Origin of the sequence: Magnetovibrio sp. (assembly GCF_036568125.1) — a bacterium.
Classification (GTDB): domain Bacteria; phylum Pseudomonadota; class Alphaproteobacteria; order Rhodospirillales; family Magnetovibrionaceae; genus Magnetovibrio.
This window is the reverse complement of the sequence record NZ_DATCTF010000010.1, coordinates 322,493-341,614: the sequence shown is the minus strand read 5'-3', so window position 1 is coordinate 341,614 and position 19,122 is coordinate 322,493. Positions and strand designations below refer to the sequence as shown.

24 protein-coding genes are annotated in these 19,122 nt (G+C 60.1%); 15 read left to right on the top strand and 9 right to left on the bottom strand.

Annotated elements, in window-relative coordinates; translation table 11 throughout:
- Window positions 1-57: 57 nt before the first annotated feature.
- Both fabG and fabD read right to left on the bottom strand, forming a co-directional pair.
- A complete protein-coding gene (gene fabG / locus VIN96_RS06380; RefSeq protein WP_331894756.1) occupies window positions 58-795 on the bottom strand; it encodes a 3-oxoacyl-[acyl-carrier-protein] reductase in 738 nt (245 codons plus the stop codon).
- Between the two features lie 52 nt (window positions 796-847).
- Window positions 848-1,783 carry an ACP S-malonyltransferase gene (fabD, locus tag VIN96_RS06375; protein ID WP_331894755.1) on the bottom strand — a complete coding sequence of 312 codons (936 nt, stop codon included), beginning with the start codon at window positions 1,781-1,783 and terminating at the stop codon, window positions 848-850.
- Between the two features lie 134 nt (window positions 1,784-1,917).
- On the opposite strand from fabD, the gene VIN96_RS06370 reads away from it, so the two are divergent.
- From VIN96_RS06370 to VIN96_RS06325, 10 genes are all read left to right on the top strand, one after another.
- The gene (locus VIN96_RS06370; protein ID WP_331894754.1) at window positions 1,918-2,667 is read left to right on the top strand and encodes a DUF1223 domain-containing protein; all 750 of its coding nucleotides are present in this window, start codon (window positions 1,918-1,920) and stop codon (window positions 2,665-2,667) included.
- Between the two features lie 150 nt (window positions 2,668-2,817).
- Window positions 2,818-3,255, top strand: a complete 438-nt coding sequence (gene rpsF / locus VIN96_RS06365; RefSeq protein WP_331894753.1) for a 30S ribosomal protein S6 — start codon at window positions 2,818-2,820, stop codon at window positions 3,253-3,255.
- Window positions 3,255-3,482, top strand: coding sequence for a 30S ribosomal protein S18 (rpsR, locus tag VIN96_RS06360; RefSeq protein WP_331894752.1), 228 nt, complete (start codon window positions 3,255-3,257; stop codon window positions 3,480-3,482). Before rpsF ends, rpsR begins: the two co-directional genes overlap by 1 nt.
- Before the next feature lie 66 nt (window positions 3,483-3,548).
- On the top strand, window positions 3,549-4,580 hold the full coding sequence (locus VIN96_RS06355) for a DUF2232 domain-containing protein (RefSeq protein ID WP_331894751.1): 1,032 nt from the start codon (window positions 3,549-3,551) through the stop codon (window positions 4,578-4,580).
- 44 nt (window positions 4,581-4,624) lie between these two features.
- A complete protein-coding gene (gene rplI, locus VIN96_RS06350; RefSeq protein ID WP_331894750.1) occupies window positions 4,625-5,236 on the top strand; it encodes a 50S ribosomal protein L9 in 612 nt (203 codons plus the stop codon).
- Window positions 5,237-5,466: 230 nt separating this feature from the next.
- A complete protein-coding gene (locus VIN96_RS06345; protein WP_331895369.1) occupies window positions 5,467-6,948 on the top strand; it encodes a replicative DNA helicase in 1,482 nt (493 codons plus the stop codon).
- Complete coding sequence (gene alr / locus VIN96_RS06340; RefSeq protein ID WP_331894749.1) at window positions 6,945-8,099, top strand: alanine racemase; 1,155 nt, start codon at window positions 6,945-6,947, stop codon at window positions 8,097-8,099. Before VIN96_RS06345 ends, alr begins: the two co-directional genes overlap by 4 nt.
- A 21-nt stretch (window positions 8,100-8,120) precedes the next feature.
- Complete coding sequence (locus VIN96_RS06335) at window positions 8,121-8,894, top strand: ABC transporter permease (RefSeq protein ID WP_331894748.1); 774 nt, start codon at window positions 8,121-8,123, stop codon at window positions 8,892-8,894.
- Window positions 8,895-8,905: 11 nt separating this feature from the next.
- Window positions 8,906-9,679, top strand: a complete 774-nt coding sequence (locus VIN96_RS06330) for an ABC transporter ATP-binding protein (RefSeq protein WP_331894747.1) — start codon at window positions 8,906-8,908, stop codon at window positions 9,677-9,679.
- Between the two features lie 3 nt (window positions 9,680-9,682).
- Window positions 9,683-10,021 carry a 5-carboxymethyl-2-hydroxymuconate Delta-isomerase gene (locus VIN96_RS06325; protein ID WP_331894746.1) on the top strand — a complete coding sequence of 113 codons (339 nt, stop codon included), beginning with the start codon at window positions 9,683-9,685 and terminating at the stop codon, window positions 10,019-10,021.
- On the opposite strand, the gene VIN96_RS06320 is transcribed toward VIN96_RS06325, so the two are convergent.
- Window positions 10,018-10,812 carry a class I SAM-dependent methyltransferase gene (locus VIN96_RS06320; RefSeq protein WP_331894745.1) on the bottom strand — a complete coding sequence of 265 codons (795 nt, stop codon included), beginning with the start codon at window positions 10,810-10,812 and terminating at the stop codon, window positions 10,018-10,020. The genes VIN96_RS06325 and VIN96_RS06320 overlap by 4 nt on opposite strands.
- A 97-nt stretch (window positions 10,813-10,909) precedes the next feature.
- Here VIN96_RS06320 and VIN96_RS06315 point away from each other — a divergent pair, with 97 nt between their 5' ends.
- Window positions 10,910-11,323 carry a nuclear transport factor 2 family protein gene (locus tag VIN96_RS06315; protein ID WP_331894744.1) on the top strand — a complete coding sequence of 138 codons (414 nt, stop codon included), beginning with the start codon at window positions 10,910-10,912 and terminating at the stop codon, window positions 11,321-11,323.
- Window positions 11,323-11,478 carry a hypothetical protein gene (locus tag VIN96_RS06310; RefSeq protein WP_331894743.1) on the top strand — a complete coding sequence of 52 codons (156 nt, stop codon included), beginning with the start codon at window positions 11,323-11,325 and terminating at the stop codon, window positions 11,476-11,478. The genes VIN96_RS06315 and VIN96_RS06310 overlap by 1 nt, the downstream gene beginning before the upstream one ends.
- Here VIN96_RS06310 and VIN96_RS06305 read toward each other — a convergent pair.
- From VIN96_RS06305 to VIN96_RS06280, 6 genes are all read right to left on the bottom strand, one after another.
- On the bottom strand, window positions 11,466-12,821 hold the full coding sequence (locus tag VIN96_RS06305; RefSeq protein WP_331894742.1) for an ArsB/NhaD family transporter: 1,356 nt from the start codon (window positions 12,819-12,821) through the stop codon (window positions 11,466-11,468). The two genes, VIN96_RS06310 and VIN96_RS06305, sit on opposite strands and share 13 nt — an antisense overlap.
- Window positions 12,822-12,823: 2 nt before the next feature.
- Window positions 12,824-13,369, bottom strand: coding sequence for a CBS domain-containing protein (locus VIN96_RS06300; RefSeq protein WP_331894741.1), 546 nt, complete (start codon window positions 13,367-13,369; stop codon window positions 12,824-12,826).
- 253 nt (window positions 13,370-13,622) lie between these two features.
- A complete protein-coding gene (locus VIN96_RS06295; RefSeq protein WP_331894740.1) occupies window positions 13,623-13,865 on the bottom strand; it encodes a hypothetical protein in 243 nt (80 codons plus the stop codon).
- 389 nt (window positions 13,866-14,254) lie between these two features.
- The gene (locus tag VIN96_RS06290) at window positions 14,255-14,566 is read right to left on the bottom strand and encodes a muconolactone Delta-isomerase (protein WP_331894739.1); all 312 of its coding nucleotides are present in this window, start codon (window positions 14,564-14,566) and stop codon (window positions 14,255-14,257) included.
- A gap of 28 nt (window positions 14,567-14,594) precedes the next feature.
- Window positions 14,595-14,990 (bottom strand): VOC family protein, encoded by a 396-nt coding sequence (locus VIN96_RS06285; protein ID WP_331894737.1) that lies wholly within the window; start codon window positions 14,988-14,990, stop codon window positions 14,595-14,597.
- Between the two features lie 80 nt (window positions 14,991-15,070).
- Window positions 15,071-15,367 (bottom strand): ribbon-helix-helix domain-containing protein, encoded by a 297-nt coding sequence (locus VIN96_RS06280; RefSeq protein WP_331894736.1) that lies wholly within the window; start codon window positions 15,365-15,367, stop codon window positions 15,071-15,073.
- A gap of 188 nt (window positions 15,368-15,555) precedes the next feature.
- Here VIN96_RS06280 and radA point away from each other — a divergent pair, with 188 nt between their 5' ends.
- The 3 genes from radA to purF are packed head-to-tail and all read left to right on the top strand — an operon-like array spanning window position 15,556 to window position 19,111.
- Window positions 15,556-16,926 (top strand): DNA repair protein RadA, encoded by a 1,371-nt coding sequence (radA, locus tag VIN96_RS06275; RefSeq protein ID WP_331894735.1) that lies wholly within the window; start codon window positions 15,556-15,558, stop codon window positions 16,924-16,926.
- 6 nt (window positions 16,927-16,932) lie between these two features.
- Window positions 16,933-17,595: a CvpA family protein gene (locus tag VIN96_RS06270; protein ID WP_331894734.1), complete on the top strand. Its 663-nt coding sequence runs from the start codon at window positions 16,933-16,935 to the stop codon at window positions 17,593-17,595.
- Between the two features lie 40 nt (window positions 17,596-17,635).
- Window positions 17,636-19,111 carry an amidophosphoribosyltransferase gene (gene purF, locus VIN96_RS06265; RefSeq protein WP_331894732.1) on the top strand — a complete coding sequence of 492 codons (1,476 nt, stop codon included), beginning with the start codon at window positions 17,636-17,638 and terminating at the stop codon, window positions 19,109-19,111.
- The last annotated feature ends 11 nt before the right edge of the window (window positions 19,112-19,122 follow it).

The following is a 19,122-nucleotide window of genomic DNA, read 5'->3' as shown; positions in this document are numbered from 1 at the left end:
TGCCAGCATCCGAAAAGCCAAAGTTTTCACGGCTTTGCGGATACGTGCATCGACCGATCAAATCATCGCCATGCCGCCGTTGACGTGCAACGTTTGGCCGGTGACGTAATTGGCTTCATTGCTGGCCAAATAGACCACTGCGGCGGCGATATCTTCGGGCGTTCCCATGGCGCCTGCCGGGATGTTGCCGAGGATCGCCGCTTGCTGTTGTTCGTTCAGCGCTTCGGTCATCGGCGTGGCGATGAAGCCCGGCGCGACGCAGTTGACGGTGATGCCGCGCGAGGCGACTTCCTGGGCCAACGATTTCGACATGCCGATCAAGCCCGCTTTCGACGCCGCGTAGTTGGCCTGGCCGGGATTTCCGGTCACGCCGACGATCGAAGTGATCGAAATGATGCGCCCGAACCGCGCCTTCATCATGCCCTTGAGGCACGCGCGCGACAGTTGGAACGCGGACTTGAGGTTGACGTTGAGAACCTGGTCCCAATCTTCGTCCTTCATGCGCATGGCCAAGGTATCGCGGGTCAGGCCGGCGTTGTTGACCAAAATGTCGACTCCGCCTATGGCGGCGGTGGCATCCGCGATCAGTTGATCGGCCGCGCCCTGTTCGCCCAAGCGCGCGGGCGTCACGTGGGCGCGCGCGCCCAACTCGGCCGCCAGCGCTTTCAACGCGTCTTCGCGGGTGCCCGACAAGGCCACATCCGCGCCCAAGCCATGCAAGGCCTTCGCGATGGCGCCGCCGATTCCGCCGGATGCGCCGGTGACCAGGGCTTTTTTGCCGCTCAAATCAAACATATAGCTGTTCCCCAACAGGTCCGAATCTAGTTCTTGCCTCAGATTGTGCCGATTACAGCGCGGCGAGGAAAGCCTCAATCTCATCGGGCGTGCCGACGTTGGCGCCTTCGATGTCCGGATTGCGCCGCACCAAGCCCGAAAGGACCTTGCCTGCGCCGACTTCGACCATCTGATCGACGCCCAGTTCGACCATCTTCAACACGCTTTCGCGCCACCGTACGGTGCCGGTGACCTGTTCGACCAACAGCTTGCGAATCTCGTCGGGATCGGTGGTCGGCGTGGCGGTAACGTTGGCGATCAGCGGCACCACCGGGGCGTTCATGGTCGCGCCCGCCAGCGCTTCGGCCATGGCGTCGGCAGCGGGTTGCATCAACGCGCAATGGAACGGCGCGCTGACGGCCAGCATGATGGCGCGCTTGGCGCCCTTTTCCTTGGCCAGCTCGGCGGCGCGCTCCACGGCGGCTTTCGCGCCGGAAATCACCACTTGGCCGTCGACGTTGTCGTTGGCCGGGGTGCAGACCTCGCCTTGGGCGGCCTCGGCGGCGACCGCGGCGGCGGTGTCCCAATCCAGACCCAGCAGCGCGGCCATCGCGCCCTCGCCCACCGGCACGGCGGCTTGCATGGCGGAACCGCGAATCCTCAACAGCTTGGCCGCGTCGCCGACGGAAAACGTGCCCGCCGCCGCCAGGGCCGAATATTCGCCCAGCGAGTGCCCGGCCACGTAAGCGGCTTGGGACGCCAGGTCGAAACCGCGCTCGCTAAGCACCGCGAACGCCGCCAGAGACACCGCCATCAATGCGGGCTGGGTGTTGGCGGTCAGCGTCAGTTGATCCTCGGGACCGTCGAAAATGACGTCGGAAAGCTTTTCGCCCAGCGCCTCGTCGATTTGATCGAAAACGGCCTTGGCGGCGGGGAAAGCGTCATAAAGCGCCTTGCCCATGCCCACAGCCTGCGAACCTTGCCCCGGAAAAACCAATGCACGCGTCATATCCGACCCCTTATATGATATAGAATGCGATGAGTTGCGCTGTTCCTACACGAGCCGCGCCCAGAGTCAAGCCACAGTCAAACGCAGTCAAGTTTTGCTGTAACCAAACAGAAGGTGAAACCGAATTGGATTTCATGAGACACAAACTTCTGTTTTTGCCGTTTTTGGTCGCCATCGTCGGCCTGTCGCTGCTCGGCCAGCGCGACGACGTGGACGCCGCCCCGCTTCCCGCCCCCGCGCTCGATGGCCCGGTGGTGGTGGAACTGTTCACCTCGCAAAGCTGTTCGTCGTGCCCGCCCGCCGATGCGCTGCTGGGCGAACTGGCCCAACACGACAACATCATCGCGCTGGGATGCCATGTGACCTATTGGGATCACCTGAACTGGCGCGACACGTTGAGCCGCAAGTTCTGCACCGAGCGCCAGCGCGCCTACGCCCGCCACATGGGCGCGGCCCAGGTCTACACCCCGCAGATGGTGGTCAACGGCCGCACAGAGTTCGTCGGTTCCAACCGCACCGAGGCCACTCGCGCCATCGCCGCCGGAACGGTGGTGCCGATCCAACTGACCCTCGACACCGACACCCTCACCGCCACCCTGCCCGCCTTGGCAGGCGGCCCCAGCCTGCAAACGCTTTGGCTGATGCGCACCGGCTCGGAACACACACAAGCCATCAAATCCGGCGAAAATCGCGGCAAAACCATCACCTACGTGAACGCGGTGGAAAGCCTGGAGCAACTCGGCACCTGGTCTGGGGCCGCACAAACGCTGAGCTTCCCGCTGCCCAAAGGCGAGGCGAAAAACCCCAGTTATGTGCTGATCGCCCAGCCGCAGGGGTTTGGGGCCATTTCGGCGGCGGGGCGTGTCGGCATCCCCTATCCCTAACCCCCTTGCAATCCCCCAATTACCCTGTATATTGCGCGCCTTCATAACTCCTTGCTGGGGGACGTCCCTCAGCTATGCCCCGGTTTCTAAAGGCATTGAAACCACGTCGCTTGCGGCACGGGGCTGAGACAATCCGAGAGGAGAGCAAATATGCCTTTATACGAGAGCGTGATCATCGCTCGTCAGGACCTTTCCACCCAACAGGTTGAAGCCCTGACCGAACAGATGACCGGTGTTATCACCGACAATGGCGGCAAAGTCGAAAAGACCGAGCAGTGGGGCCTTCGCTCCATGGCCTACAAAATCAAGAAAAACCGCAAGGGTCACTACTTCCAGCTGACCATGGACGCGCCCGCAGCGGCTCTGTCCGAGCTGGAACGCCAGTTGGGCCTGAACGAAGACGTTCTGCGCAGCCTGAGCGTGCGCATCGACGCCATCGACATGGAACCGAGCGCGATCTTGAGCGCCAAGGCCAGCCGTGACGAGCGCCCGCGCCGTGACGAACGCCCCGGTCGCGACGACCGTCCGCGCCGTGACGACCGTCCGCGTCGTGACGAAGCCGAAACCGACAGCGAGGGAGAAGAATAATGGCCCGTCGTCCTTTCTTCCGTGGTCGCAAGTCCTGCCCGTTCCAGGGTCCGAATGCACCGACCATCGACTTCCGCGACACCAAACTGCTGAGCCGTTACGTGTCCGAACGTGGCAAGATCGTCCCCAGCCGCATCACCGCCGTTTCTGCGAAGAAACAGCGTGAGTTGGCGATCGCGATCAAACGCGCCCGTTACCTCGGCCTCCTGCCTTACGTGATTAAATAAGGCTTTGGCTTACCGCTTTGGGTGCGCAACGCGCAGCCAAAGTAACGCTGCATGGGGCAAACCGGCATGAAACACACGCTTCTTGCCATTGCAGCCGGGATTGTAAGCGGCATGCTGGCGTTGGCATCTTTGTCAGGCGCCAGCATCGCCATTTTCTATCTCTCCTTGGTGCACCCGCTTCCGCTGTTTTACGCGGGGCAGTCGCTGGGGGTCCGGGCGGCGATGATCGCGTCGGCAACCGCCGTTTCGATCCTGTCGCTGGCCAGCCTGCAAATGGGCTTGGTGTTCGGATTGCTGTATGCCGTGCCCGTATGGGTGATGATCCGCCTATGCCTCATCGGTCCCAACGGGATGGTGTGGCAAATAGCGGAAGATCAACCGCCCCATACGCCCGAAGGGCCGAACACCCGGTCGACCTTCGCCGATCGCATCACCGGTCGCGGGGTGGATTGGGGCTCTCAAGAGGGTCAACCGCCCCGAGACATCGGGTGGTTTCCCGCAGGCTCCATCCTCGCCGTGGTTGCGGCGGTGGCAAGCGCCTACATCGTCGCCTTGTCGGTGATGACCGGCGGCGGGCTGGAAGATAAAGTTACGGAGGCGTTGACCGAATTGTCGAACGCCTTCGCCGCCCCGCAGGGCGAAACGGTCCTGCAACAGGCGGTGCTGACCTTGGTGCCCTATTTCGCCGGAATGGCGGCGGGTATGTGGGCCTTGGGTCTGGTGTTGAACATGGTCATCGCCCAAGGGCTGTTGGCCAAGGGCGGACGAAACATCCGCCCGACCCCACGGTTGCGGGAGCTGACGCTCCCCGACTGGTTGAGTTGGGCCCTGGTGGGGGCGGCGCTGGTGGCGCTGATCGCACCGGGGGAAATGGAATACCTCGGCCGCAACATCGCGATTGTGTTGGCCGTACCGTTCTTTTTCCTGGGCCTCGCCGTGGTGCATAAGCTGGCCGCGCAGACCCCGTTTCCCGGGGCGATGCTGGGGCTGATGTACTTGGTGGTCATTTTTTCGGGCTGGTTTGTCCTGGTGATCGCCGCGATTGGAATTTTAGAGCAGTGGATCGGTTTGAAAAAACGCATAAAACCGTCCGCTTAACACCTAACGTTTAGACCGCTCCCAGAGGGAGCCGGAGGACTATCATGGAAGTGATCCTGCTAGAACGCGTCGAAAAACTCGGCCAGATGGGCGATGTCGTCAAAGTCAAACCCGGCTTTGCCCGTAACTACCTGTTGCCGCGCGAAAAAGCTCTGCGCGCCACGGACGCCAACAAGAAGCGCTTTGAAAGCCAACGCGCCCAGTTGGAAGCCGAGAATCTCAAGCTGCGCGAAGAAGCCGACGCCGTGGCGAAGAAGATGGAAGGCCTGTCGGTCATCCTGATCCGTCAAGCTGGCGAAGCCGGTCAACTGTACGGTTCGGTCAACGCGCGCGACATCGCCGCCGAGATCACCGCTGCGGGCTTCACCGTTGCGCGTTCGCAGGTCAACCTGGTCCATCCGATCAAAACCTTGGGCTTGTTCGACCTCAGCGTCAGCCTGCACCCGGAAGTCACCGTCACCGTGACCGCCAACGTTGCACGCACCACCGAAGAAGCGCACACCCAGGCCGAAACCGGCAAGGCCGTCGTCGGTGAAGAAGAAGACGAAACGCCTTACGAAATGGAAGCTGTCTTCGACCCCAACGCCGAAGAAGGCGAAGCTGAAGAAGGCGAAGCGGCCTCTGCCGACGCCGGTGAAGAAGAAACGGCTGAATAATAAGCCCGTTTTAATTTCGCGACATGACGAAACGGCGCGTCCTTGGGGCGCGCCGTTTTGCTTTTCGAACTGTTAAGCGAATCGGGTTATAGTTTTCCCCACATTTAACATCCTGGGAGTAACCGGGAACTGACGTAATCTCTGAACCCATGACGACAGACAACATCATTCCCATTCCCGATTCAGGCCCGCCCCCCGAATACGACGGCCCAGATTATGACGGTCACGACATGGCCGGATTGGACCCTATTCATCACGATGCGGGGCCTGCATCCCAAGGCACGCCCGCCTACCGCACCTTGCCGCACAATCTGGAAGCGGAAAAGGCGCTGCTGGGTGCGATTTTCACCGACAACCGCGCCTATGAACGGGTGTCGGAATTTCTCCGCGCCGAACACTTCGCGGTGCCAGAACACGGCAAAATTTTCGAAGCCGCGCAAAAACTGATGGAAAACGGCCAGATCGCCGACCCGGTCACGCTGGCGGGCTTTTTCGAAGGCAACGACGAACTGGTCGCCATGGGCGGGCCGCGCTACATGGCCGAACTGGCCGCCAGCGCGGTGACCATCATCAACGCCGGCGAATACGGCAAGATCATCTACGACCTGCACATGAAGCGCGAACTGATCGCGTTGGGCACCGAAATGGTCAACGACGCCTATGACTTGGGAAATCAGATCCCGGCCACGGCACAGATCGAACGGTCCGAACAACAGCTTTACGACCTCGCCACCCAGGGCGATCACGAAGGCGGCTTTCAGGACTTCCGCACCGCCGTGCTGCAAGCCATCCATGTGGCCGAGGCCGCGCACAAACGCGACGGCGCGCTGGCGGGCGTGACCACCGGCCTGCGCGACTTGGACCAGATGCTCGGCGGCCTGCACAATTCCGACTTGCTGATCCTGGCCGGGCGTCCGTCGATGGGCAAAACCGCGTTGGTCACCAACATCGCCTACAACGCGGCGTACTCGTACCATAAATCGGGCGGTGAAGAAGGCGCTGTGGTGGGCTTCTTCTCGTTGGAAATGTCGTCCGAACAGCTCGCCGCGCGTATTTTGTCCGAACAGGTCGAAATTTCGTCCAACAAGATGCGCAAGGGCGAACTGGCCAACGACGAGTTCACCCGCTTGGTGGTGGCGTCCCAGGAACTGCACCGCATTCCGCTGTTTATCGACGACACCCCGGCGCTCACCGTGTCGGCGCTGCGCACCCGCGCGCGGCGGCTCAAGCGTCAGCACAATCTGGGCCTGATCGTGGTCGACTATTTGCAGCTGATTTCCCCGCCCGCCGGCAAGTCGGACGGCCGCGTCAACGAAGTTTCGGAAATCACCCGTGGCCTCAAGACCTTGGCCAAGGAACTCAACGTTCCGGTGATCGCCCTGTCGCAGCTGTCGCGTGCGGTCGAAAGCCGCGACCCGCCGCGTCCGCAGCTGTCGGACTTGCGTGAATCGGGCTCGATCGAGCAGGACGCCGACGTGGTCATGTTCATCTATCGCCCCGAATATTATCACGAACGCCGACGCCCCGACCCCGACAACCTCGACAAGTTGGCCGAGTGGGAAGAAAAGCTCGAAAAGATCAAGAACATCGGCGACGTGATCATCGGCAAGCAACGCCACGGTCCGATCGGCGACGTGCGACTTTCGTTCATCGGCGAGTTCACCCGCTTCGCCGATCTCGACCCCCACCACCCCAGCTACGAGGGTCCATGAACGACATCCTGACGCCGCCGCCGTCCCCTCTGCCGAATACGCCGGACGTGCGTCGCGCAGGTGCGTTCTTGACCATCGACCTCGATGCGCTCAAGACCAACTGGCTGACCTGCGACCGACAATCCGCCGATGACGTCGAAACCGCCGCCGTGGTCAAGGCCGCGGCGTACGGACTGGGCGCGGAACGCGCCGCCCTGGCCCTGCAAAGCGCGGGCTGCAAAACCTTTTTCGTCGCCACCATCGACGAAGGCATCCATCTGCGCGAAGTGTTGGGCAGCGGGCCAGCCATACACATCTTCAACGGTTTGATGGATGGCGCGGAACGCGATTTCACCCACCACCAGCTTACGCCAGTGCTCAATTCCTTGGCCGAGATCGACGCATGGCGGGCGTACTGCACCGGGGCGGGCGAAGCGCAACCGTGTGATATCCATGTCGACACCGGCATGTCGCGCTTGGGCCTGCCCGACGACGAACTGCAAAAGGTCATCGACGACCCCGATCACCTGACGCATCTGAAGCTGGACATGATTCTCAGCCACCTGAGCGTGTCCGAAATCACGGATCATCCCAAGAACGCCGAGCAACTGGCGAAATTCCGCCAAATTCTTGTGCACATGCCGCCCACGCGCGCGGCGTTTGCCAATTCGTCGGCGATTTTCCTCAGCCCCGAATATCACTTCGACGTCACCCGCCCGGGCGTGGCGCTGTACGGCGTCAACCCGACCCCCGGCCAGCCCAACCCGATGGCCCAAGTACTTCGACTACAAGCGAAAATCCTTCAGGTGCGTACAATTGACACCCCTCAAACCGTGGGCTACGGTGCCACCCATACAGCCCAAGGGTGCGAGCGCATCGCCACCGTTTCCTTGGGCTACGCGGATGGTTATCGACGCAATCTGTCCAATTCGGGGGTGGCCTATATCGGTGAATATCCGGCACCCGTCGCGGGGCGGGTTTCCATGGACCTTCTGACCTTGGATGTGTCGAATGTTCCCGAAGCGTTATGTCGTCCGGGCACACTGGTGGATCTGATCGGTCCGCACAACCCGGTCGACGACGTGGCCGAACGTGCAGGTACGATCGGCTATGAACTTCTGACCGGTCTGGGAACGCGCTTTCATCGCGTGTATTTGGACTCAGAGACTTGAAACGTTAAGAGATTTGAGACCATGAATCCGCTGCAAGCCATCGGTCGCGTCGTTCTAAAATTCCTGGAAACCACCGGGCGGTTGATCACGTTCATGTCGCTGAGCCTCAGCCACGCCGTGCGCCCGCCGTTTTATCCGCGCATCATTTTCCGTCAGATGATCGACATCGGTTATTACTCCCTGCCCGTGGTCGGCTTGACCGCCGTGTTCGCGGGCATGGTGTTGGCGCTGCAAAGCTACACCGGGTTTTCACGCTTTTCCGCCGAAGGTGCCATCGCCAACGTGGTGGTGCTGTCCATCACCCGCGAACTGGGCCCAGTGCTGGCTGGACTGATGGTGGCAGGACGCATCGGCGCAAGCTTGGCTGCGGAAATCGGCACCATGCGCGTCACCGAACAGATCGACGCGCTGACCACCCTTTCGACCAACCCGATGAAGTATCTGGTCGCGCCGCGCCTGATCGCGGGCGTCGCCATGTTCCCGCTGCTGGTGATCGTGGCCGACGTAATCGGCGTGTTTGGCGGCTATCTGGTGGCGGTCTACAAGCTTGGCTTCAACCCCGCCAACTACCTGCAAAACACCTGGGACTTTCTCACCGCAGAAGACGTCAACTCGGGTCTGGTCAAGGCCGCCGTGTTTGGTTTCATCGTCACGTTGATGGGCTGCTATCACGGCTACAATTCCAAGGGCGGCGCGCAGGGCGTGGGCCGGGCGACCACCAACGCGGTGGTGTCGGCGTGTATTCTGATCCTGTGTTCCGACTACATCCTCACCGAAATGTTCTTTGCGAAATAAGGGAGGATGAGATGAGCGAGCAACCTAAAATCCAAATGCGCGACGTCGCCAAGTCCTTCGGCCGCAAAGTGGTGTTGGACGGTGTCGACCTCGACGTCGGCGTCGGCGAAAGCGTGGTCATCATCGGCGGTTCGGGCACCGGAAAATCGGTGACGTTGAAATCGATCCTCGGCCTTTTGAACCCGGACCGGGGCTCGATCAAGGTCGACGGCCAAGAGGTCATCGGCATGAGCACCTCGGACCGCGAAGAGGTCAACCACAAGTTCGGCATGCTGTTCCAAGGTGCGGCGCTGTTCGACAGCTTACCGGTGTGGGAAAACGTGTCGTTCGGTCTGTTGGCACAAAAGCGCTGCGACCGTCACGAAGCCTACGACATCGCCATCCAAAAGCTCGCCATGGTCGGCATGAATGCCGACGTCGCCGACTTGATGCCCTCGGAGCTGTCGGGCGGCATGCAAAAGCGCGTTGGTTTGGCGCGCGCCATCGCCGCCGATCCTGAAATCATCTTCTTTGACGAACCGACCACCGGGCTCGATCCGATCATGGCCGACGTCATCAACGATTTGATCGTCAAGGTCACCCGCGAAGTGGGCGCGACGGCGCTATCGATCACCCACGACATGGCGTCGGCGCGCAAAATCGCCAACCGCATTGCAATGTTGTACGACGGCAAAATCATCTGGCAAGGCCCGGTGGATGAAATCGACAATTCCGGGAACGCCCACGTCGACCAGTTCATCCATGGTCGTGCCGAAGGGCCGATCCAAATGGCAGTGCGGGCATAAGCCATGCCGCATCTGATCGTCGAATACGCCGCGCCGCTCGCCCAAGACGTTGACATCCAAGCGCTCACCGAAGCGGCCTTCACGGGCGCCAAAGCCACCGACCTGTTCACCCCTGCCGCCATCAAGGCGCGCGCCCACCCCGTCGATGCGTACTGGATTGGCGGCGCCAAGCAGCCGTTCGTGCACATCGAGGTCAAGTTGTTGCCCGGGCGCACCGATGCGCAAAAGAAAGCACTGTCGACCAGCGTGTTCGACCACGTCGCAGAGCTGCTCGAAGATGACATCGCGCTGAGCGTCGAAGTCAACGACCTGGATGCCGACGTCTATACCAAACGCGCCTAAATTTTTTCCATGACCAATGTGTAACACATGGGCAATTGCGGCCCTTGCCGTTCGACGTTGTACCAGGTGTTGGAAATGTGGTGCGGATACTCGGCAAAATCGCTCAGACCGAGCCCCGCCTTGACCCCGGCCATGATGACAGCGGACAAGGTGTGCTGGATTTCGTAGACCGGCTTGGCTTCATACGTGGTGCCGCCGAAATAATCCAAACCCTCGGTATAGACACGCGGGCCTTGGCGAAAATACGGGTAGTTCCACGCCACCGGATCGCCGGCCGCACCGGGCTCGACCATGTCCATGATCGGGTGCTGTTCATAGATGAACAGCGCGCCGCCGGGACGCAACAGCCGTGCGGCGACGGCGAAAAATTTGTCGACATCCGGCATCCAATTGAGCACCCCGATGGTCACGGTCACCACATCGAACTGTTCATCGTATGCGGTGGGAATTTCGTAAACATCGCCAAGCATGAATGCGCAGTCGAGCCCTGCGGCCGCGTTCAATTCGCGCGCTTGTTCGACAAAGCCCGCCGCCCCTTCAAAACCAACGCAGCGCCGCGCGCCCAGATTGCGCACCGAAATCAATTCACGGCCATTGTTGCAGCAAAGCTGCGCGACATCCTTGCCCACCACGCCCAGGCGCGTCAAAACGGCGGTCTCGACCTCGTCCAGCTCCGAGTGGCCGGGCTCGGCAAAGCGTGCTAACAAATCAGCTTGATTGTGCGCGCGGTGCAAAGGTGCGGCCTCGTCCCAGGCGGCACGGTTTGACGCGGTGATGTCGTGGTGCTTCATGACCGATGCCTTGTTCCGTTTAACGCACAACGGCGCAATTATAATGAGAACTCGATCCGGGTCCACACCCCCGATATCACAGCAGGAGCATTTGATCTTGTCCGCAGCCGAAGCCGAAATCCTGTTTGCCAACGACGCCTTCTATGCGGCGTTCACGAGCGGCGATATCGATGCCATGAACGCCATCTGGGCCGAAGCCGCGCCGGTCAGCTGCATCCACCCCGGCGGTCCGGTGCTCGAAGGCCGCGCGGGTGTGCTGGAAAGCTGGGGACCCATTTTGCACAGCGGCCAAACCCAAGGGTTCGCATGCCACGATGCCAAAGCCCACGTGGTCGGCGACTTGGCATGGGTGACATGCTTGGAAGTGATCGGCGACGGCGCGTTGGCGGCGACCAACATCTTCGTGCGCGAAGGCGGAAGATGGAAAATCACCCATCACCAAGCCGGTCCAACCAGGGCCCAGCCCCAACACAACAGCGGCACCGGCGAGCCAATAGGGCGGGTGCACTGATGCTGTGCGCTCTGTTCGGTCTGTTGGTCGCAAGCGTGGCGTGGGCTTTGCTCGGCCCCGCGCATGAACTGGCGGCGGGATTGATCGGCGCGGCCAGCGCCGCAGGGCTATTTCTCGCCCTGCGTTATTGGCCGTCGAAATCTCAGAAGAAATAACGCAGATAGATGTAGGCGTTGGCGATAACGATGCTCAGCAGCATCAACGGCAGGCCGACTTTGAGGAATTTCATGAAGCTGATGGGATAACCCGCGCGCTCACCCATGCCCGAGACCATGACGTTGGCCGCCGCCCCCACCAATGAGCCGTTACCGCCCAAGCACGCGCCCAGAGCCAAGGACCACCACACCGGTTCCAACGCCGCCGCGCCGCCGACGGCGGCTCCCATGCTTTTGACCAGCGGGATCATGGTGGCGACGAACGGGATGTTGTCGACCGCCGCGGACACGAGCGCCGATAGCCACAGCGTCGAGATCGCCGTCATGGCCGCGTCGCCGCCGGTGAAGTCGACCAGGGCGTCGCCGAGAATGTTCAAAAGCCCGGCGTGCTCGACACCCGCGACGATGATGAACAAGCCGATGAAGAACAGCAACGCCGCCCACTCGACTTCCAGCAACGCTTGGTGCAACCGCTCGGTCTGCTCTTCCGTTTCCAGGCCGACGCTGGTGATCAACAACAACACCGCCGCACCGAACATGGCGGTTGTGCCGGGTGGAATGTGGTAATGCTCGCCGACGATAAATCCGGCGATGACAAGCACCAAAACGCCCAACGACATCACCAGCAGGCGCTTGTCGGTGATCGAATCGGTTTCACGAAAGCGCATGATGCTTTGGCGATCCTTTTCCGATGCGACCAATTCCGCCCCCCACATGAACTTGAAGATCGGCACCATCACCAACAGCACCAACAGCGCCACCGGACCGAGGTTGGTGAGAAACTGCATGAAGCTCAACCCCGTGGCCGAACCGATCAAGATGTTGGGCGGATCGCCGATCAGCGTCGCGGTACCGCCGATGTTGGACGCCAAAATCTGCGACACCAAAAACGGGTACGGCGATACTTTGAGTTTTTCCACGATCAGCAACGCCACCGGCACCACCAGCAACACCGTGGTCAAGTTATCCAAGAACGCCGAAAACAGTGCCGTCACCAACGACAGCACCACCAAGATGCCCATCGGGTCGGCCTTGACCTTTTTTGCCGACCAGATGGCGACGAACTCAAACACGCCGGACGTGCGCGTCACCGCGACGATGATCATCATGCCAGTCAGCAATGCGATGGTGTTGAAGTCGATCGACGCGATGGCTTGGTTTTGCGACACCACCCCGGTGATGATCACCAGTCCACCGCCCAACAACGCCACCACCGTGCGGTTGAACTTTTCGCTCAGCAAGACGGCATAAGATACAATCAGCAAAATAGTGCTGAGCCACAGCGGGTCCATGCCGAACATCACCGCGTGGGCAGCGACTTCCGCAGTTTCATGTGGACTCATGGTCAATCCCTCTTAAGCTCTTTCTCGCGTTCTCTGGCTTCCCGTTCGGCGGTTTTGAGTTTTTCCACCGTCTCGCGATCGTATTCTTCGTTCAGTCCATAAAGGACCGAAAAAAAGGAGATGGCGCCAACCAGCTTGCGGTTCGCATCCACCACCGGCACCACATATTGCTTGTCCTTGATCATCATCAGCGCATCGATGAGCGGCATTTCGGGGGTCGCGACTTTGACTTTGCTGTCGAGCATTTCGCCGATCGGGCGTTCGCGCAACGCGTCGAGGCGCTCTTTCATGTCTTCGGCGGTTTCGTGCAGGAAACTGACCCGCTTCATCGCACCTTGGCGAAACAACGAGCCCTGGGCGCTCAGCGATTTGGGCAGCAAGAACGCCATCAGACTGTCGCCGCTGATCAAACCAGCGAAAGTGCCGTCGCGTTCCGTCACCGGAACCAGACCCATATGCTTTTCGACCATGAAGTCGATCACTTGGCCCGCGGGTTCGTCGGTATAGAGACAGACCTTGATGGGAGCCATCACCGTTTTGCAATCCATGGCCCGCTCCTTATGCCGTGATCATCACGAACTTTATTGTATCACGAATGAACAAAAAAAACCCGTCTGAGCAAAGCTACAGAACGGGCTTAAGGGATGTTGTATTCGTCTTCCCCTGATCGGGGGAGTGTTGCGATCATGTGATGTCAACGTGCTGGCTGAGAGCAAAGCCGATCCAGGCCAGGGCGAAGAACCAAACGGCAAAATCGATACGTTTTGACATGTTGTATTTCCTTATTTGTCTAGGCCGCATTTAAGCGGTCGGGGTGTAAATGGAATAAGCGTTGTAAAAATCAGCGAACACCGTGACCTTGACGAGGGCGCTCATCACCATGGCCGCAGAAGCCGCGCCGCATGCATAGACGGGTTTCATCGTCAGCTTGTTGATTTCTTCGTCGCGCTTGTCCAAGGACCGCTTGGCGAAATACAGCGTGATAGCAACGCCGGCCAACATTGCCGCAAAACCAAAGATGTAAACCATTCCGGGGTCGTGCATTTTCTGTGTTCCTTTCGGGTTACGCTTATTGGGTACTCTGGGCTTGGGCCCTTGTTGTCACCTTCAGGGATATAACGACCCGCAGGTCTGGTTTAATCCCCGATATTTTCTTCGACATCATTTCTTGATGTTGCATACGTTTTACCTGGACGGTGTTGAACCAAGTCTGAGTGGCGTATTCAGGTTTCATTTATTTCGGGTTCATTTACCATTCAGCTTCACACCTGACCTTCAGTTAACACTCTGAAGGTGTGAGTACTTTTTGCCACCATTCACAGCGCGGCAAAGTGATACCCATCACAACGAAATGGTTTTTTTTCAAAAAAATCACCCGCCACGGAGAAAACTCCGGGACGGGTGAAAAATGACCAGACGTGAACAGGTGAGCGTCAGCCGAGACGGTCTTTGACGTCGCTGGCGAAATCTTCATAACGGCGCAAAGCCGTGACATCGACCTGCACGTGCTGGCCGTGTTGTTTCATGATCGGCAGGTCGAGCAGAATTTGATCCAGCGTATCGGGGCCATCGACGTTGACCACCGCGATCACCCGCCGCGAGCCGACGGCTTTCCACAGGTCGACCACCACACCGGCCTCTTTCGCGCCCAGCGCCGCATCGGCCTCTTCGGCCCAAATGCGAAACAGGTCCTTTTGCTCCATGTCGGCGGGGTATTCGACGTAAAAATCCAAGTGAAACAGCATTTGACTTCTCCCTATGTGAATTGCGTTTTCAGACGTAACGGCCGTGCTTTTGCAGCACTTCGATTTTGTAGCCGTCGGGGTCTTGGACAAAAAAGAACTTCGCCATCAGTTCGCCTTCGCGGTTGAACGCGACGATCTTGTTGGGTGACAGACCGGCGGCTTCGAAACGGGCATGTTCGCCTTCCAGGTCATCCACCACGAAAGCAATGTGACCGTAGCCGTCGCCCATCGCGTAAGGGTCGGTGCGGCCGTGATTGACGGTGAGTTCAATCTCGAACCCACTGTCGGCATCGCGCAGATAAACCAGCGTGAAATCGTCGAACTCAAAACGTTCGGCGACGTCGAGGCCAAACGCGGTTTGGTAAAATTGGACCGATCGCGCCTCGTCCAAGACGCGGATCATGGTGTGAATTGCTTTCGCCACGGCGGCTTCCCCGATACGTTTTCAGTTGATCGAGGCGCAATTTTAAGCCGAACGCATGGCGCGCGGGTGTTATAGGTATACTACGAAGCTTGCGCGGCTTCGGCCAAATCGTCCCCCGCACCGCCTTGCAGGTAAACGATGCACGCACAGCGCAACAACGAGGTGAAATTGCTCACTTCGCCGTGCAGCAGCAACGCTTCCTTATGCACCGTAGAGACGAATTTCGGCACGCTCAGACCTTGGGATTTTGCGATCTTTTCCAGCAAGCCCCAAAACGTGGCTTCCAAGCGAATGCTGGTGCTTTGCCCGTTGAGACGAATGGACCGCGTCTGATAGCTGTAGCTTGCGGGGTCCTGTCCCGCGAAAACCTGACACATATGATCCTCCCGACTGATCCACCCTGTGTGACTATGGGTTGCGCCATTTGATCACAACTGCCCCAAGCTCGCAAAGCATCCCGCATGCGCCTTGAGCTTTGGTGCCGAATCACGCTACATATTTGAGCGTCGGCGCCGGGCTGTGGCCGCTGGCGTCATCTCATCATTTCAGGGTTCGGAAACGCCTGTTGGCCAAGTCAAAAACCCAGTTCGTCTGCGCGGAATGCGGCGCCACTTACCCAAAGTGGAGCGGCAAGTGCGACACCTGCGGCGCGTGGAACTCACTCAGCGAAGAAGTCGCCGCCGACGACACGCCCAAGGGTTTGGGCGCGAAGAAAGGCCGCAAAGTCACCTTCGTCGGCCTTGAAGGCCAGGAAAAGAGCCCGCCCCGGCGCAAAACCAACATTGAAGAGTTCGACCGCGTGCTCGGCGGCGGAATGGTCGCGGGCTCGGCCATTTTGGTCGGCGGCGAACCCGGCATCGGCAAATCGACCATCTTGCTGCAAGCCGCGGCGCAACTGTCCAAGGGCGGGCGGGTCGCCTACATCAGCGGCGAAGAAGCCGTCGATCAACTGCGTCTGCGCGCCAGCCGTCTGCATTTGGAAAAAAATCCGGTCGAATTGGCCGCCGCCACCAACGTGCGCGACATCGTCACCACCTTGGACGACGACCCGCCCGACGTGGCGATCATCGATTCCATCCAAACCATGTTCGTCGACAGCCTGGAAAGTGCGCCCGGCACCGTGGCCCAGGTGCGCACCTCGGCCCAGGAACTGATCCGCTTGGCCAAGCGCAAGGGCTTTCCCGTCATTTTGGTCGGCCACGTGACCAAGGAAGGCCAAATCGCCGGACCGCGGGTGCTGGAGCACATGGTCGACACGGTGCTATATTTCGAAGGCGACCGCAGTCACCAGTTCCGGATTTTGCGCGCGGTGAAAAACCGTTTCGGCGCAACCGACGAAATCGGCGTGTTCGAGATGTCGGACGCGGGCCTCAGCGAGGTCAGCAATCCGTCCGCCCTGTTCCTGTCCGATCGCGATCAAGAGGTCAGCGGATCGGCGGTGTTTGCGGGCATGGAAGGCACGCGCCCGATGCTTATGGAGGTCCAGGCCCTAGTCTCGCCTTCGACGTTGGCGACGCCCCGGCGCGCTGTTGTCGGGTGGGACAGTTCGCGTTTGGCCATGGTCATGGCGGTGATCGAAACCCGATGCGGGGTTGCCATCGGGGCCAACGACGTGTACTTGAACGTCGCAGGTGGATTGCGGGTCACCGAACCCGCCGCCGACTTGGCCGTCGCGGCGGCTTTGCTGTCCAGTTTAAGCGGTATCGCGGTGCCGCGCGGCAGCCTGTTTTTCGGCGAAGTCGGCCTGTCCGGCGAGGTCCGTGCGGTCAGCCACGCGGAAGGACGGCTCAAGGAAGCCGCCAAACTCGGGTTCACCCGCGCGGTCGTGCCGAAAAATCGTGGCAAGACCAAGGTTGCGGCAAAAGGCATTACGTCGAACGAATTGGGCCACATTCAAGAACTGGCGCAGATGTTCGAAACCGAAGATGGATTTTGAGGTCACATGCACTGGATTGACATCCTCGTCATTGGCACGCTGCTGATATCCGGCGCTTTTGCGTATGCGCGCGGGTTCGTCCATGAGGTTCTGTCCATCGCGGGCTGGATCGGCGCAGTTTTCGCCACCCTTTACGGCACCCCGGTGCTGGAACATTTCACCCTGCAATTCATCGAAGACCCGTTCATCGCCACCTTGGTGACCGGCATACTGGTGTTCGTCGTCACGCTGGCGGTCCTTTCCATCACCACCCGGCGCATTTCGCGCGGGGTAAAGGAAAGTGCACTAGGCCCACTGGACCGGGCCCTGGGCTTTTTGTTCGGTTTGCTGCGCGGCGCGGTGATCGTCGCCCTGGTGTGGATCGGCTACACCTGGATGGTGCCCGCCGACGAACAGCCGGAATGGATTTACGAGGCCCGCACCCTGCCCTTGATCATCCAAGGGGCCGACATGCTGAAGGCCCTGGCCCCGGCAACCGAAGAACCGGACCCGAACGCCCCCGCGACCAAGGACAAACCCGCGGCAAAACCTGCACAAAAAGACCAAAACCAATCGCTGCTCGACAAAGCCATCAACGCCATTCCCAAAGCCCCCGCCGGATCGACCACCGACGGGTACGGTCAGAAGGAACGCTCGGAGATGGACAGGCTCTTTGAAACCAGCCAGTGACCTCACGTTAAACTGGCTCTTAACTCGGATCGCAACGCCCATGGACACCCCCCGCACCGCACCGTGCACCACCGCATCGCTTCCCGAAGACGACCATTTCCACGACGAGTGCGGCGTTTTCGGCGTCTATAACCATCCCGACGCATCCGCGCTGACGGCGCTGGGCCTGCATGCGCTTCAGCACCGCGGCCAGGAAGCCGCCGGGATCGTGTCGTTCGGCGGCAAGCACTTCCACAGTCACCGGGCATTGGGCAGCGTCGGCGACAACTTCAATTCCGAAGAGGTCATCAACCGCCTCGAAGGCCCCATGGCCATCGGTCATGTGCGCTACTCGACCGCCGGCGGCACCGTCATGCGCAACGTCCAGCCGCTGTTCGCCGATCTGGTCTTCGGCGGCTTCGCCATCGCGCACAACGGCAACCTCACCAACGCCCGCACCTGCCGCCGCGATCTGGTCGAACGGGGCAGCATCTTCCAGTCCACGTCCGACACCGAAACCATCCTGCACCGCGTCGCCACCAGCGAATACCGCAAGGTTCTCGATCGTCTCACCGATGCGCTGAGCGGGGTCGCGGGGGCGTATTCCATCGTCGCATTGACGCGCCAAAAACTGATCGGCGTGCGCGATCCGCACGGTGTGCGTCCGTTGGTGATCGGCAAAATCGGCGACGGCCACGTTTTGGCGTCGGAAACCTGTGCGCTGGACATCATCGGCGCCGATTACGTGCGCGACGTCGAGCCGGGTGAAATCGTGATTTTCAGCGAAGCCGGCATGCAGAGCCTGAAACCGTTCCCCAAGCAAGCATCGCGCTTTTGCATTTTCGAACACATCTACTTCGCCCGTCCCGACAGCGTCATCGAAGGCCGCAACGTCTACGAAGTGCGCAAGAACATCGGCAAAGAGCTCGCCCGCGAAAGCCATGTCGAAGCCGACATGATCGTTCCGGTGCCCGATTCCGGCGTTCCCGCAGCCATCGGTTACGCCGAAGAAAGCGGCGTGCCGTTCGATCTGGGCATCATCCGCAGCCACTACATGGGACGCACCTTCATTCAGCCGTCCGATACCATTCGCCATTTGGGCGTCAAGCTGAAACACAACGCCAACCGCGCCTGGATCAAGGGCAAGCGTTTGGTTTTGGTTGACGATTCCATCGTGCGCGGCACCACCTCGGTGAAGATCGTCGAAATGATGCGCAACGCCGGGGCCAAAGAAGTGCATATGCGCATCTCCAGCCCGCCGACCACGCACCCGTGTTACTATGGCATCGACACCCCCGATCAGGAAAAACTGATGGCCCACAACATGAGCGTCGAGGAAATGGCCAAGCACATCGGCGTTGATTCGCTGGCGTTCATTTCACACGACGGCCTGTATCGTGCAGTCGGCGAAAAACAACGCAATGCCGAGTGCCCGCAATACTGCGATGCATGCTTCACCGGCGATTACGCCATCCCGCTGGTCGACAAGGAAGGCAACCCGGGGCCGGAGCAACTGACCCTTTTGTCCGAGGACTAAGAGAGCGAAAC

Coding starts and splice junctions, on each gene's coding strand:
- VIN96_RS06330 (WP_331894747.1), top strand. CDS start 8,906: ATGAGCGAGCAACCTAAAATCCAAATGCGCGACGTCGCCAAGTCCTTC.
- purF (WP_331894732.1), top strand. CDS start 17,636: ATGGACACCCCCCGCACCGCACCGTGCACCACCGCATCGCTTCCCGAA.
- rplI (WP_331894750.1), top strand. CDS start 4,625: ATGGAAGTGATCCTGCTAGAACGCGTCGAAAAACTCGGCCAGATGGGC.
- VIN96_RS06370 (WP_331894754.1), top strand. CDS start 1,918: ATGAGACACAAACTTCTGTTTTTGCCGTTTTTGGTCGCCATCGTCGGC.
- fabG (WP_331894756.1), bottom strand. CDS start 795: ATGTTTGATTTGAGCGGCAAAAAAGCCCTGGTCACCGGCGCATCCGGC.
- VIN96_RS06295 (WP_331894740.1), bottom strand. CDS start 13,865: ATGCACGACCCCGGAATGGTTTACATCTTTGGTTTTGCGGCAATGTTG.
- VIN96_RS06300 (WP_331894741.1), bottom strand. CDS start 13,369: ATGGATTGCAAAACGGTGATGGCTCCCATCAAGGTCTGTCTCTATACC.
- VIN96_RS06290 (WP_331894739.1), bottom strand. CDS start 14,566: ATGCTGTTTCACTTGGATTTTTACGTCGAATACCCCGCCGACATGGAG.
- rpsF (WP_331894753.1), top strand. CDS start 2,818: ATGCCTTTATACGAGAGCGTGATCATCGCTCGTCAGGACCTTTCCACC.
- VIN96_RS06325 (WP_331894746.1), top strand. CDS start 9,683: ATGCCGCATCTGATCGTCGAATACGCCGCGCCGCTCGCCCAAGACGTT.
- VIN96_RS06270 (WP_331894734.1), top strand. CDS start 16,933: ATGCACTGGATTGACATCCTCGTCATTGGCACGCTGCTGATATCCGGC.
- VIN96_RS06355 (WP_331894751.1), top strand. CDS start 3,549: ATGAAACACACGCTTCTTGCCATTGCAGCCGGGATTGTAAGCGGCATG.
- rpsR (WP_331894752.1), top strand. CDS start 3,255: ATGGCCCGTCGTCCTTTCTTCCGTGGTCGCAAGTCCTGCCCGTTCCAG.
- VIN96_RS06310 (WP_331894743.1), top strand. CDS start 11,323: ATGCTGTGCGCTCTGTTCGGTCTGTTGGTCGCAAGCGTGGCGTGGGCT.
- VIN96_RS06280 (WP_331894736.1), bottom strand. CDS start 15,367: ATGTGTCAGGTTTTCGCGGGACAGGACCCCGCAAGCTACAGCTATCAG.
- VIN96_RS06305 (WP_331894742.1), bottom strand. CDS start 12,821: ATGAGTCCACATGAAACTGCGGAAGTCGCTGCCCACGCGGTGATGTTC.
- fabD (WP_331894755.1), bottom strand. CDS start 1,783: ATGACGCGTGCATTGGTTTTTCCGGGGCAAGGTTCGCAGGCTGTGGGC.
- VIN96_RS06320 (WP_331894745.1), bottom strand. CDS start 10,812: ATGAAGCACCACGACATCACCGCGTCAAACCGTGCCGCCTGGGACGAG.
- alr (WP_331894749.1), top strand. CDS start 6,945: ATGAACGACATCCTGACGCCGCCGCCGTCCCCTCTGCCGAATACGCCG.
- VIN96_RS06335 (WP_331894748.1), top strand. CDS start 8,121: ATGAATCCGCTGCAAGCCATCGGTCGCGTCGTTCTAAAATTCCTGGAA.
- VIN96_RS06345 (WP_331895369.1), top strand. CDS start 5,467: ATGGCCGGATTGGACCCTATTCATCACGATGCGGGGCCTGCATCCCAA.